The 12,615-nt window shown below is 67.3% G+C and carries 10 protein-coding genes and 1 riboswitch; of the genes, 7 read left to right on the top strand and 3 right to left on the bottom strand.

Annotated features, from left to right (window positions below; genetic code table 11):
• Positions 1–83 precede the first annotated feature (83 nt).
• Positions 84–785, top strand: coding sequence for an alpha/beta fold hydrolase (locus ACZK1G_RS16730; RefSeq protein WP_101766436.1), 702 nt, complete (start codon positions 84–86; stop codon positions 783–785).
• A 9-nt stretch (positions 786–794) separates the two neighbouring features.
• Here ACZK1G_RS16730 and ACZK1G_RS16725 read toward each other — a convergent pair whose 3' ends face one another.
• Complete coding sequence (locus tag ACZK1G_RS16725) at positions 795–1,169, bottom strand: hypothetical protein (protein WP_101765920.1); 375 nt, start codon at positions 1,167–1,169, stop codon at positions 795–797.
• 107 nt (positions 1,170–1,276) lie between these two features.
• Between ACZK1G_RS16725 and ACZK1G_RS16720 the strand changes: the two genes are divergently transcribed.
• The 3 genes from ACZK1G_RS16720 to ACZK1G_RS16710 all read left to right on the top strand — a co-directional run bounded on the left by ACZK1G_RS16720 (position 1,277) and on the right by ACZK1G_RS16710 (position 3,963).
• Positions 1,277–1,999, top strand: coding sequence for an AraC family transcriptional regulator (locus ACZK1G_RS16720; protein WP_014038112.1), 723 nt, complete (start codon positions 1,277–1,279; stop codon positions 1,997–1,999).
• An 82-nt stretch (positions 2,000–2,081) separates the two neighbouring features.
• Positions 2,082–3,449 carry an amino acid permease gene (locus ACZK1G_RS16715; RefSeq protein WP_014038111.1) on the top strand — a complete coding sequence of 456 codons (1,368 nt, stop codon included), beginning with the start codon at positions 2,082–2,084 and terminating at the stop codon, positions 3,447–3,449.
• Between the two features lie 103 nt (positions 3,450–3,552).
• Positions 3,553–3,963 carry a VOC family protein gene (locus ACZK1G_RS16710; protein ID WP_005418291.1) on the top strand — a complete coding sequence of 137 codons (411 nt, stop codon included), beginning with the start codon at positions 3,553–3,555 and terminating at the stop codon, positions 3,961–3,963.
• A 92-nt stretch (positions 3,964–4,055) separates the two neighbouring features.
• On the opposite strand, the gene gcvP is transcribed toward ACZK1G_RS16710, so the two are convergent.
• Positions 4,056–6,923: an aminomethyl-transferring glycine dehydrogenase gene (gcvP, locus tag ACZK1G_RS16705; RefSeq protein WP_101765918.1), complete on the bottom strand. Its 2,868-nt coding sequence runs from the start codon at positions 6,921–6,923 to the stop codon at positions 4,056–4,058.
• A 62-nt stretch (positions 6,924–6,985) separates the two neighbouring features.
• Positions 6,986–7,088: riboswitch (glycine riboswitch) on the bottom strand.
• 299 nt (positions 7,089–7,387) lie between these two features.
• Between gcvP and ACZK1G_RS16700 the strand changes: the two genes are divergently transcribed.
• The 3 genes from ACZK1G_RS16700 to ACZK1G_RS16690 all read left to right on the top strand — a co-directional run bounded on the left by ACZK1G_RS16700 (position 7,388) and on the right by ACZK1G_RS16690 (position 10,113).
• Positions 7,388–8,614: a multidrug effflux MFS transporter gene (locus ACZK1G_RS16700; RefSeq protein WP_042359276.1), complete on the top strand. Its 1,227-nt coding sequence runs from the start codon at positions 7,388–7,390 to the stop codon at positions 8,612–8,614.
• A gap of 141 nt (positions 8,615–8,755) precedes the next feature.
• Positions 8,756–9,652, top strand: a complete 897-nt coding sequence (locus ACZK1G_RS16695; protein WP_101765917.1) for a siderophore-interacting protein — start codon at positions 8,756–8,758, stop codon at positions 9,650–9,652.
• A 68-nt stretch (positions 9,653–9,720) separates the two neighbouring features.
• On the top strand, positions 9,721–10,113 hold the full coding sequence (locus ACZK1G_RS16690) for a hypothetical protein (protein WP_008265644.1): 393 nt from the start codon (positions 9,721–9,723) through the stop codon (positions 10,111–10,113).
• Between the two features lie 119 nt (positions 10,114–10,232).
• On the opposite strand, the gene ACZK1G_RS16685 is transcribed toward ACZK1G_RS16690, so the two are convergent.
• Positions 10,233–12,197 carry a M2 family metallopeptidase gene (locus tag ACZK1G_RS16685; RefSeq protein ID WP_014038105.1) on the bottom strand — a complete coding sequence of 655 codons (1,965 nt, stop codon included), beginning with the start codon at positions 12,195–12,197 and terminating at the stop codon, positions 10,233–10,235.
• Positions 12,198–12,615: the final 418 nt, after the last annotated feature.

Here is a 12,615-nt window from a genome sequence, read left to right as displayed (position 1 = left end):
GCCGTGCACTTCCTTGGGCCGAGCCAATGCGTGAAGCTGCAGGCAGGGAGCCGTGCGAAGAAACCTGAAGGGTGATCAACGTGATGAATGCCGTGATGCTGCCGGTCGTGATGCTGCCAGGCCTGGATGGCACCGGCCTGCTGTCGGCGCACTTCGTAGAGGCAATGCAGGCGCGGGGCATGCAGATGCAGGTACTGCCGATGCCCGCGCAGGGGCCGCAGGACTACACCACGTTGGCGTCGATCCTGCGCCCGCAGCTTCCGGCATCTCCTTTTGTGCTGCTGGCCGAGTCGTTCGCCGGACCATTGGCCATCGAACTGGCGGTGGCCGGGCTGCCTGGATTGCATGGGTTGGTACTGAGTACGACCTTCGCACGGAGGCCGGTGCCGCTGCCTGCGGCGAGCGCGCGGATACTGGCTCCGGCGTGGCCGTTGCCGCCACTGGCGTTGATGGCCCGGTTGCTGCTGGGGCAATGGCGGACGCGTGCGAACCTGCGCGAGCTGAGCCTGGCAATCACGCAGGTGCCGGCGGCAACCCTGCGCCAGCGTGCTGCGGCGACGCTGCGGGTCGACGTACGCGCATTGCTGCCAGGAATCGAAGTGCCGACGCTGTGCCTGCATGCCCGGCAGGACCGCCTGCTGTGGCCGCCCAGCGTGGCCGAGCTGCAGGCCTTGTTGCCCGATGCCCGCCATGTGTCGTTGGAGGGGCCACATCTGCTGCTGCAGGCGCGCGCCGACGCAGCTGCAGCCGAAGTTGCCGCGTGGATGAGGACGCTGTCGCCCTGATCGAAGGGTTCAGCCGCGCGCGCGGGTACGTGCTGCTTTCTTCGCCGCCACCTTGCGCACGGTCTTCTTTGCCGCACGGGTCTTCGCTGCCTTCTTCGCGGCAGCGCTGCGTGAGGCGGTGGTGCTGGCTTTCTTGGCCACCGTCTTCTTTGCTGCCTTCTTCGTGGCCGTCGTGCGGGCCGGCGCCTTCTTCGCCGTTGCCTTCTTCGCCACCTTGCGCCCGCTACCACTACGCTTGCCGCCACCATCCTGCTTGTTCACAGTGGCCCAGGCGATGCGCTCTGCGGTGCTTTCGCTGGCGCCGCGTTCGCGCTCGCTCTCTTCGATGTGCTCGGCCTGGCGCTTCTGCTTTTCGGTATAGGCGGACTTGTCACCGCGGGGCATGGCCGGTTCTCCGGTGGGGGCTGGCCCCCACGGTGGGCCTGGCGGCGTTAAGCGCAAGTCCCGCAAGGGTGATCGCACCGGCAAGGGGCCTCGGCTATGCTTGTGGCATGCGAGTCGAGCCCGCCGACATCGAAGCCCTGTTCGACGCCATCCCGGATGTGCTGTTCTTCATCAAGGACCGCCAGGGGCGTTACACCCACGTCAACCAGACCATGCTGCGGCGGCTGGGCCTGCGCGCGCGCAAGGACGTGATCGGGCGTACCGCGGCCGAGATCTACCCGACCGGCCTCAGTGCGGACTACGTCGACCAGGACGCCCGCGTGCTGTCCGGCGAGGTGATCGAGAACCTGATGGAGCTGCACCTGTTCGCCAACCGCGAACCGGGCTGGTGCCTGACCTGCAAGCGCCCGCTGGTGGTCGATGGGGCCATCGAGGGGCTGATCGGCATTTCCCGCGACCTCGGCCAGAAGGACAGCCTCGGCACCCAGTACGAGCAGCTGCGGCTGGCGCTGGCCCACCTCAATGCGCACTACGCCGAGAATGTGCGCATGCAGACCCTGCTGGACATCACCGGTTTCTCGCTGTCCAAGCTGGAGCGCAGCTTCCGCAAGGTGTTCCAGATGACCCCGCAGCAGGTGCTGACCCGGCTGCGGATCCAGATGGCCATGCACCTGCTGCATGGCGACGACAGCATCGCCTGCATCGGCCAGGCCTGCGGTTTCAGCGACCAGAGCGCCTTCACCCGCAAGTTCAAGGCTGAAACCGGTTTCTCGCCGCGCGCCTACCGCGCCCGTATCGGTGGGAACGTCGGCGAGCCGGCGCTGGCCTGAGCCGACTGCTGCGCTGTGCCTATCCCCGTGGGCACGGGACAGGGTAAGGTGTCGCCCCTGTAGCCCGCCGCCAGCCCCGCCGATGCCCAACTCGATTCCGACCGCTTCGCCGTCCCGCCTCGGACATTCGCTCAAGCCCCGCCAGCTGATCATGATGGGCCTGGGCAGTGCCATCGGCGCCGGCCTGTTCCTCGGCTCGGGCGTGGGCGTGCAGGCGGCCGGTCCGGCGGTGCTGGTGTCGTATCTGGTCGCTGGTGCGCTGGTGATCATCGTGATGAACGCGCTGGGTGAGATGGCGGCGGCCAAGCCCACCAGTGGCGCGTTCTCGGTGTATGCAGCCGACGCCATGGGCGCTACCGCCGGTGCCACCGTGGGCTGGCTGTGGTGGGTGCAGCTGGTGATCGTGATCGCCGCCGAAGCAGTGGGTGCAGCCGGGCTGCTGGCCACGGTCTGGCCGGCGATACCGGTACCGATGGCGGCGTTGGCCTTCATGCTGTTCTTCACCGCGATCAACCTGCTCGGAGTGAAGAACTTCGGCGAGTTCGAATTCTGGTTCGCCATCCTCAAGGTGGCGGCGATCCTGGCCTTCATCGCCATTGGCGTGGCGCTGCTGATGGGGTGGCTGCCGCAGGTGACCTCGCCGGGCCTGAGCAACTTCACCGAACACGGTGGCTTCGCACCGAAGGGCCTGGCCGGGATCGGTGCAGCGCTGCTGGTTGTCGTTTTTGCCTTTGGTGGCACCGAGATCGTGGCCGTGGCGGCGGCCGAAACCGAAGACCCCGAGCGCAGCATTGCCCGAGCCATCCGCACCGTGGCCTGGCGCATCCTGGTGTTCTACATCGGCTCGCTGAGCGTGATCATCGCCGTGGTGCCATGGACCAGCGAGGCGCTGAAGTCGCCGTTCGCCGCGGTGCTGGACATCGCCCGCATCCCGGGCGCCGGTACCGCCATCACCCTGATTGCCGTGATCGCGCTGCTGTCGGCGCTCAATGCCAACCTCTACGGCGCCTCGCGCATGATGTATTCGCTGGCGCAGCGCCGCGAAGCGCCGGCCGTGCTTGGCTGGACCGACCCGCGTCAGGTGCCGGTGATCGCCGTGCTGGCCAGCGTGCTGTTCGGCTTTGCAGCCACGGTGATGGAACTGCTGTTCCCGGACCGGGTGCTGCCGGTGCTGCTGAACATCGTCGGTTCCACCTGCCTGCTGGTGTGGACGCTGTCGCTGGTCTCGCAGCTGGTGCTGCGCCGGCGCGCGGATCGCCTGGGCACCCGCCTGCCGTTCCGCATGGCCGGCTTCCCGTGGCTGACCTGCTGTGCACTGGCGATCCTGGCGCTGATCTTCGGCCTGCTGCTGAGTGAGTCGCACACCCGCCTGCAGTTCCTGTCGATGGTGGCGTTGACCGCCACGATCGCCGCCAGCAGCGCCATCGCACGGCGCATGCGCGAGGCCTGATTGAAGCTGCCGGCCAGCGGCCGGCACTACCACGGGGGCTGCACATCCGCCGTGCCATCCTGATCGCGTGGGCCGTCACTGGCCCGTCGACCAGGAGCACCGCATGCTGCGCAGCCGTCCCTTCCTGATGTTCACCGGCCAGGCCGAGGCCGCGCTGGCCCTGTACGCCGAAGCCTTTGCCGATTTCCGCCTGCTGGCCCTGCAACGCCACCCCGAGGGCGCCGGCGCCGGCGTGCCCGGGCAGGTCCGCCAGGCCATCTTCCTGCTCGGTGGCACCCACTACCTGTGCTTCGACAGCCTGGACGTGCACGATTTCACCTTCTCGCCGTCGATCTCGCTGTTCGTCGAGTGTTCCGGCGCCGAGCAGTTCGAACGTGCCGCACGCGTACTGGGCGAGGGTGGCCATTGGTTGATGCCGGTGGGCGACTATGACTTCAGCAACCGCTACGGCTGGGTGCAGGACCGCTTCGGCGTGTCGTGGCAGTTGAGCCTGGGGCAGATGCCGGACCCGTGACCGGATGTGTGTGGGTGTGGACCTTGGTCCACACGCCCTTATGAAAACGGCCCGCTTGCGCGGGCCGTTTTCTTTACCGATGCAGTGAGGAATCAAGCCTCGACTTCATCATCCTTGTAGGCATCGACCGGGATGCAGGCGCACATCACGTTCTTGTCGCCGTACACGTTGTCCACACGCGCCACCGGCGGCCAGTACTTGCTCTGCTTCAGGCTGGCCAGCGGGAAGGCGGCCAGTTCGCGCGGGTAGGCGTGGGTCCACTCGCTGGCGGTCACTGCGGTGGCAGTGTGCGGCGCGTTCTTCAGCGGGTTGTCCTCGCGGTCCAGGCGGCCGTCTTCGATCGCGGTGATTTCCTCGCGGATCTGGATCATCGCGTTGATGAAGCGATCCAGTTCGTGCAGCGATTCGCTCTCGGTCGGCTCCACCATCAGCGTGCCGGCCACCGGGAAGCTCAGCGTCGGGGCATGGAAGCCGAAGTCGATCAGGCGCTTGGCCACGTCCTCGGCACCGATGCCGCTGGTCTTCTCCAGCGGGCGCACGTCCAGGATGCACTCGTGTGCCACCAGACCGTTGCGGCCCGTGTACAGGGTCTTGAAGTGCGGGGCCAGGCGCTTGGCGATGTAGTTGGCGTTGAGCTGCGCGACCTGGGTGGCCTTGCGCAGACCGTCGCGGCCCATCATCGCGATGTACATCCAGCTGATCGGCAGGATCGAAGCGCTGCCGAAGCTGGCCGCGCTGACCATGCCGACCGGGCCGTTGTCACCCAGCTTGCCCGGCAGGAACGGGGCAAGGTGCTCCTTGACCGCGCACGGGCCGACGCCCGGGCCGCCACCGCCGTGCGGGATGCAGAAGGTCTTGTGCAGGTTCAGGTGCGAAACATCCGAACCCCACTTGCCCGGCTTGGCCACGCCGACCAGGGCGTTCATGTTGGCACCGTCGGTGTACACCTGGCCGCCGTGCTTGTGGATGATCTCGCAGATCTCCACCACCTCTTCCTCGAACACGCCGTGCGTGGACGGGTAGGTCATCATGATCGCGGCCAGGCGGTCGCTGTACTTCTCGGCGTTGAGGCGGATGTCCTCGACATCGACGTTGCCGTTGGCATCGGTCTTGGTCACCACCACCTTCATGCCGCACATCTGCGCCGACGCCGGGTTGGTGCCGTGCGCCGAGTCCGGGATCAGGCAGATGTCGCGGTGGTCTTCGCCGCGCGAGCGGTGGTAGGCGCGGATCGCCAGCAGGCCGGCGTACTCGCCCTGTGCGCCGGAGTTCGGCTGCAGGCTGACCGCGTCGTAGCCGGTGCATTCCACCAGCATCGCTTCCAGCGTGTCGATCAGTTCCTTGTAGCCCAGCGCCTGGTCGGCCGGCACCAGCGGGTGGATCTGCGAGAACTCCGGCCAGGTCACCGGGATCATCTCGGCGGTGGCGTTGAGCTTCATGGTGCACGAGCCCAGCGGGATCATCGTGCGGTCCATCGCCAGGTCCTTGTCGGCCAGCGAGCGCAGGTAGCGCAGCAGTTCGTGCTCGCTGTGGTGGGTGTTGAACACCGGGTGGGTCAGGAACGCGGACTGGCGCAGCAGGCCGGCCGGCAGCGCATCGGCGGTGCTGGCATCCAGCGCGTCGACGTCGGCCTGCGCACCGAACACGGCGGCCAGCGCGACCACGTCGGCGCGGGTGGCGGTCTCGTCCAGGCTGATGCCGACCGAATCGCTGTCGATCGCGCGCAGGTTGTAACCGGCGGCGCGGGCCTTGGCGTGGATCTCATCGGCGTGCACGCCGGTGACATGCAGGGTGTCGAAGAAGTCGCCACCGACCTGCACGCCGGCCGTGCGCAGTGCCGCGGCCAGGATCGAGGCCAGGCGGTGGGTGCGACGGGCGATGCGGGTCAGGCCTTCCGGGCCGTGGTAGACGGCATACATCGAGGCCATCACCGCCAGCAGCACCTGTGCGGTACAGATGTTGGAGGTGGCCTTCTCGCGGCGGATGTGCTGCTCGCGGGTCTGCAGGGTCAGGCGGTAGGCCGGGTTGCCCTGCGCATCGACCGAGACGCCGATCAGGCGGCCTGGCATCGAGCGCTTGTAGGCGTCACGGCAGGCCATGAACGCGGCGTGCGGGCCGCCGAAGCCGAACGGCACGCCGAAACGCTGGCTGTTGCCGACCACGATGTCCGCGCCCCATTCGCCCGGGGCGGCCAGCAGGGTCAGCGCCAGCAGGTCGCTGGCCACGGCCACCAGGCCGCCGCGTGCGTGCACGGCATCGACCAGCGCCTTGTAGTCGCCGACCTGGCCGAAGGTGTCCGGGTACTGCAGCAGCAGGCCGAAGGCTTCCGCTTCCAGTGCCTCGGCCGGGGTGCCGACGCGCAGCACGATGCCCATGGGCTCGGCGCGGGTGCGCAGCAGCTCCAGGGTCTGCGGGTGCACGGCGTCGTGCACGAAGAAGGTGTCCGACTTCGACTTGGCCGAACGCTTGGCCAGGGTCATCGCTTCAGCGGCGGCGGTGGCTTCGTCCAGCAGCGAGGCGTTGGCAATTTCCATGCCGGTGAGGTCGGCGCACAGGGTCTGGAAGTTGATCAGTGCTTCCATGCGGCCCTGCGAGATTTCCGCCTGGTACGGAGTGTAGGCGGTGTACCAGGCCGGGTTTTCCAGGATGTTGCGCAGGATCACGTTCGGCGTGTGGGTACCGTAGTAGCCCTGGCCGATGAAGCTGCGCAGCACGGTGTTCTTGTCGGCGATCGCACGGATCTTCGCCAGTGCCTGCACTTCGGTCATCGATTCCGGCAGTGCCAGCGGCGCCGGCGACTTGATCTTGGCCGGTACGATGGCATCGGTCATCGCATCCAGCGATGCATGGCCGACGACGTCGAGCATCTGCGCGATCTCGGCATCGTTGGGGCCGATGTGGCGCTCGACGAACGCATTGTGGTGCTCGAGCTCACGCAGGGAAGGGGTGTTCTGGGACATGGCGAAGGATCCGTCAGGAAAGGGCACACGCACGGGCACAAGCCGCCGGTCGGCGGTCTGCGGGGCGCCCCTCTGTCCTTTTGCCTGAGAGTTTGGAAGCGCGGAAAACCGCGGCTTCGTGCCCCTTCGGCGCCGGATCGAACCGGTCTCTCCAGAGTTGTGTTACGGGTGGTATCGGGCCTGAGCGATTACGGGCGTTGCGCCTTCGGCAGCGGTGTTCCGCTTCTCCCACCGTGTTGCCCGCCGATTATAGCCCGTTGCGGGCGCGCCAGCCGCCTCCGGGCCCGGCCGCGGCGCCTGAATGGCCGATGGCCCGTCCGTGCGTTTTGTGCACTGCTGCATGGCGTCAGGCGCAATCCCCACCTATGATGGGCGAATACCCGAATTCATCTGGCGCCGTCCCTGCTGCAGGGGACCGGCGCCCGCCGTGCGTGCCGCGCATGGCCCTGCCGGACGCCTTCTCCATGACCGCCGCTGTTGCTCCTTCCACCCGCCGCATGGCACTGCTGCTCGCCGGCCTGGCCATGTTCGGTCCGTTCTCGATCGACACCATCTTCCCGGCGTTCCCGCAGCTGGCCCAGCGCCTGGCGGTGGACGAGGTGGCGGTGCAGCAGACCATCAGCGTGTACCTGCTGTTCTACGGCCTGATGAGCCTGGCACACGGCCCGCTGTCCGATGCCTGGGGCCGCAAGCGGGTGATCCTCGGCGGCCTGGTGGTGTTCGTCGGCGCCTCGGTCGGCTGTGCGCTTTCCACCGACCTGACCACGCTGCTGGCGTTCCGCGCGCTGCAGGGCCTGTCCGCGGGCGTCGGCATGATCGTCGGCCGCGCGGTGATCCGCGACCTGTACCACGGCCACGACGCGCAGCGGCTGATGAGCCAGGTGTCGATGCTGTTCGGCATCGCCCCGGCCATTGCACCGATCATCGGTGGCTGGATCCTGCTCAGTGGCGCGGGCTGGCCGCTGATCTTCTGGTTCCTGGTGGTGTTCGCACTGGTCCTGCTGGCAGCGACCGCGCGCTACCTGCCGGAAACCCATCCGGTCGAGGCACGGGTGCCGCTGTCGCCGCGCGTGCTGATGCGTGACTACGTGCGCATCGGTTTCAATCCGCGTTTCCTGCGCCTGGCGCTGGCCGGCAGCATCGGTTTCGGCGGCATCTTCCTGTACATCTCCTCGGCGCCGGTGTTCGTGATGCAGCACCTGCACCTGGGCGAGGGCGGCTTCGCCTGGCTGTTCATCCCCACCATCGGCGGCATGACCACCGGCTCGTTCCTGTCCGGGCGCATGGCCGGGCACACCACGCCCACCCGCCAGGTCGCCATCGGTTTCGGCCTGTGCGCGCTGTCGGTGCTGCTGAACGTTGGCTACGTGGCGCTGGCGCCGCAGTTCGTGCTGCCGTGGGCGGTGCTGCCGATCTTCCTGGGCGGCATGGGCATGGCATTGATCTTCCCGATCCTGGCGCTCGCGGTGCTGGACATGTACCCGCACCAGCGTGGCCTGGCCTCGTCGCTGCAGGCGTTCGTGCAGCTGATGATCAGCACCGTGGTGGCCGGCGTGGTGTCGCCGCTGCTCAGCGCCAGCCCGTTGCACCTGGCGCTGGGCCAGGCCGCGTTCTTCGGCGCCGGCTTCGTGTTCTGGTACTGGGAACACCAGCGTGAACGCACGGCGCAGGCGGCCTGCACGGGTCACTGAGCAGCGTGCAGGGGTAGGGCAGGCCGCGACGCCCGCAGCGCTTGCGACGGGAAACCACCGGACTAGGCTGGGCACTCCAGCCAGCCGGTGCACAGGTGCACGACAGCCAGCCGATCCAATGTCGTTGCATGAGGTTCCCCCATGGCTGCGCAGCAGACCTACCGCCTGTTCGAGGTGGCGCTGAAGGAGCGCCGCGTTCTTTCCCCTTCCCTGGACCGCATGGTGTTCACCGGTGCCGACGTGGCGCGGATGAAGACCGAAGGGCCGGACCAGCGCATCAAGGTGTTCTTCCCCTTGCCCGGCCAGGAGGTGCCGCAGGTCCCCAGCGGCGACGACTGGTATCCACGCTACCGGGCCCTGCCGGACGATCAGCGCCCGCCGATGCGCACCTACACCATCCGCCAGCTGCGTGCGGAGCAGGGCGAGGTTGATGTCGATTTCGTCATCCACGGCGTGACCGGTCCCGCCTCGCGCTGGGCCATGCATGCCCGGCCGGGCGACCGCGTGGTGCTGCTGGCCCCGGATGCCGACTGCGCCGACAGCAGCGAGGGCTGGGAATGGAAGCCGCCGACGGGCGTTGGCCAGGTGCTGCTGGTGGCTGACGAGACCGCGTTGCCGGCAGTGGCCGGGATTCTCGAGGAACTGGCGGCCATGGTGGATCCGCCGCGCACGCTGGCCCTGCTGGAAGTGGCGCAGGCCGGTGATGCGGTTCCCCTGAAGGCGCCGGCCACGGCCGAGCTGGTCTGGTTGCCGCGCGGGCAGGCGGCGTACGGGCAGCCCCTGCTGCAGGCAGTCCAGGCAAGGTTGGCTGCGGCCTCGGGCGTGGCTGCCGGCGATGCGTTGGAGGAGATCGACGTCGATACGCAGATCCTCTGGGAGCAGGCCGATAGCCGCGTGGCGGGGCCGCTGTACGCCTGGGTCGCAGGTGAGGCCGGGGCCGTGATGGCGATCCGTCGCCATCTGGTCCGTGACTGCGGGCTGGACCGCCGCGCGATCACCTTCATGGGGTACTGGCGCCACGGCAAAGTGCTGGACTGAGGCGACGTGAAGCAGCGCTGCGGGCGGGGTGCGCTATCCTTGCGCCCCCCTCGCAGCGGTACCGCACCATGTCCACCAGCTCCAAGACCCGCCGCGACCAGCGCCGTCGCCAGGAAAAGCAGGCCGCCAACAAGGCCGCTGCCCAGGCCTCGCCGGTGGAGCCGCATGCCGAACTGCGCGACGCGCAGCGCACCCTGCTGGCCGGTGTCGTGCGCCGTGATGGCGAATGGGTGCTGGGCATGGATGGCCGCATCGCGGGCCACAGCGAGAGCGCTGCGCAGGTGCTGGCGCTGATCATGCAGGCCGGTGAGCTGCACGAGCGCAACGGCACGCCGGTGCGCCTGATGTACTCCGATGCGCTACGCGATGCCGCACAGGCCGAAGCGAAGGAAAAGGGCCAGACCTTCGAGGAATTCAAGGCCGAGCTGGCTGCAGCGATGGCGGCGAAGAAGAACAGCTGACAGACATTTCGGTAGAGCCGGCCGCTGGCCGGCTGTCGAATGGGTCTTCATCGCGTGGTTGCCGGCCAGCGGCCGGCACTACCAGAAAGGGGCGGATCCTCGCGGATCCGCCCCTTTTTTCATTTCGCCGCCGGTGCCGCGTTGGCCTGCCAGCCACACATCTGGCCTTCGTTCTGCTGCTTCAGCCACTCGTTGACCGGGGTGAAGTACTCGATCATCGGGCCGGCATCGAGCTTGTCGGTGCCGGTCAGCTCCTTCAGCGTGGCCTGCCACGGCTGGCTGGCACCCTTGCTCAGCATCGCCCAGTACTTCTGGCCGGCTTCCTTGTTGCCGTAGAAAGTGCACTCATGCAGCGGGCCCTTGTAGCCGGCCGCGTCGCACAGGCCCTTGTAGAACTGGAACTGCAGGATGCGCGCCAGGAAGTAACGCGTGTACGGGGTGTTGCCCGGCACGTGGTACTTCGCGCCCGGGTCGAAGAATTCTTCGCCACGGGTGCTGGCCGGCGCCACGCCCTGGTACTTGGCCTTCAGGTCCCACCATGCCTTGTTGTAGTTGTCGGCGGTGATCGAGCCATCGAACACGCCCCAGCGCCAGCGATCGATCATCAGCCCGAACGGCAGGAACGACACGCCCGACAGCGCCATGCGCATCTGGTTGTTGATGACCGCTTCGCGGCTCTCGGTCGGCGCGTCGACCAGGCCGATCGAGCTGAGGTACTTGGGCGTCATCGCCAGCACGATGGTGTCGCCGATCGCTTCATGGAAGCCATCGTTGGCACCGCCCTGGAACAGCGGCGGCAGCGGGTTGTAGGCCAGGTCGTAATAGATGTGGCCCAGCTCGTGGTAGATGGTGGTGAAGTTCTCTTCGTTCGGCTTGATGCACATCTTGGTGCGCACGTCGCCTTCCATGTTCATGTCCCAGGCGCTGGCGTGGCAGACCACGTCGCGGTCGTCGGGCTTGATGAACTGGGTGCGTTCCCAGTACGACTGCGGCAGCGACGGCATGCCCAGCGACACGTAGAAGTCCTGCGCCCGTTCGGTCATCTGCTTGGCGGTACGCAGTTCGGCCTCGCGCTGCGCCTTGTACTGCGCGGCCACGTTGGCGTCCTTGCCGGCCTTGGCCAGCGCTGCGCTCAGGTTGGTCTGGTACTGCTTTTCCAGCGCCGCGGTGATGTCCAGGCTGCCGGCACCCGGGTACGGTTCCAGCTGGTCCCACAGGTTCGACCAGTCCTGCTGCCACATGTTGCCGAGCAGATGCGCGGCGATCAGGCCATTGCCCACTTCGGCCTTGTCCTTGCCGTAGGTCTTGTCCAGCTTCCCGCGTGCGTAGCAGTGCAGCTGCTCGTACATCGGCTTGACCTGTTCCCACAGGCGGTCGGTTTCCGGACCGATCTGTTCCGGCGGCATGTCATAGCCGCTGCGCCACATCTGGCCGGCATCGGTGAAACCCATGCCCTTGGCGCCTTCGTTCACCAGGCCGACGAACTTCTGGTAGTCGCCGCGCATGCTCTTGGTGGTGCTGTGCCAGCCCTGCCAGGCATCGAGCTGCTTGTCGTAGTCGCGGCTGCGTGCCAGCACCTGCTCCAGCTCGCCCAACTGGCGGCAGGAGTTCGGATCGTTGGCATCGGTGCAGTACTTGCCGGCGCCGTAGCTGCCTTCCATGCGCGTGGCGATCTGGGTCAGCTCGGCCAGCTTGGCCGGGTCGCGCGGTGCCGGCATCGACGACATCAGCTTCAGCAGGTGGATCGCACGCTTGCTGTCCTCGCTCATCGGCTTGCCGTCGAACGTGGCCGCCTGTTCGATCCAGCTGTTGAGCTGGGTCAGCGAGCGCTCGTTGGCCTTGGCCGCGATGCGTTCCGAATCACTGTTGATGTAGGTGGAGGACAGCCACTGCGCCGAGGTCATCTCCGGGTAGGCGGCCTTGAATTCGGCATTGATGCGGGCCACGAACTGGTCGGCGGTTTCGCCGGCCGGGGCACTGCTGCTGGCGGTATCGGTGCCTGGGGCAGCTTCCTTCTTGCAGGCGGCCAGGGCCAGCGTGGCGGCGGCGATTGCCGAGGCCAGCAGGAGATGACGGTGTTTCACGGGCGGTCCTTGGGTGGTGAACGACGGCCGAAGGCTAGTGGGCAGTCGCTGCCACCGCAAGTGGCGGAAGTCGGCCGGGCGGCGCCCGGCACCCGCAGAGGCCTTCAAGCAACGGCAAAGGCCGAAGCAACAGCAACAGCGGACTACCCGTGGTTTGGCGGGGCGGTGTCGGACTGCGGGGACGCCGCAAGTACGTCCCTGTAGGCTTGGCAGCCGCATCCATGCGGCTGACACCCCGCACTCCGACACCGCCCCACCTCTGACAGATTCCGTGTGCTGTCGGTAGGTGTCGACCTTGGTCGACACATCTGTCAGGTATCGACAATCAAAATGGGGTCAGATCCGTTTTCCTCCGGAAAACGGATCTGACCCCAAGGTCGTTCCAACCGATTGCGGAAAACTGTCGAAGGCGGGGCGG

Source organism: Stenotrophomonas sp. 109824_Sma (assembly GCF_056480025.1).
The sequence above is the reverse complement of the archived record's forward strand: the minus strand, read 5'-3'. Positions and strand labels throughout refer to the sequence as shown.

What these genes read in the sequence shown, in the direction of transcription:
- ACZK1G_RS16730 (WP_101766436.1), top strand. Translation starts at nt 84, where the DNA reads ATGAATGCCGTGATGCTGCCGGTCGTGATGCTGCCAGGCCTGGATGGC.
- ACZK1G_RS16725 (WP_101765920.1), bottom strand. Translation starts at nt 1,169, where the DNA reads ATGCCCCGCGGTGACAAGTCCGCCTATACCGAAAAGCAGAAGCGCCAG.
- ACZK1G_RS16720 (WP_014038112.1), top strand. Translation starts at nt 1,277, where the DNA reads ATGCGAGTCGAGCCCGCCGACATCGAAGCCCTGTTCGACGCCATCCCG.
- ACZK1G_RS16715 (WP_014038111.1), top strand. Translation starts at nt 2,082, where the DNA reads ATGCCCAACTCGATTCCGACCGCTTCGCCGTCCCGCCTCGGACATTCG.
- ACZK1G_RS16710 (WP_005418291.1), top strand. Translation starts at nt 3,553, where the DNA reads ATGCTGCGCAGCCGTCCCTTCCTGATGTTCACCGGCCAGGCCGAGGCC.
- gcvP (WP_101765918.1), bottom strand. Translation starts at nt 6,923, where the DNA reads ATGTCCCAGAACACCCCTTCCCTGCGTGAGCTCGAGCACCACAATGCG.
- ACZK1G_RS16700 (WP_042359276.1), top strand. Translation starts at nt 7,388, where the DNA reads ATGACCGCCGCTGTTGCTCCTTCCACCCGCCGCATGGCACTGCTGCTC.
- ACZK1G_RS16695 (WP_101765917.1), top strand. Translation starts at nt 8,756, where the DNA reads ATGGCTGCGCAGCAGACCTACCGCCTGTTCGAGGTGGCGCTGAAGGAG.
- ACZK1G_RS16690 (WP_008265644.1), top strand. Translation starts at nt 9,721, where the DNA reads ATGTCCACCAGCTCCAAGACCCGCCGCGACCAGCGCCGTCGCCAGGAA.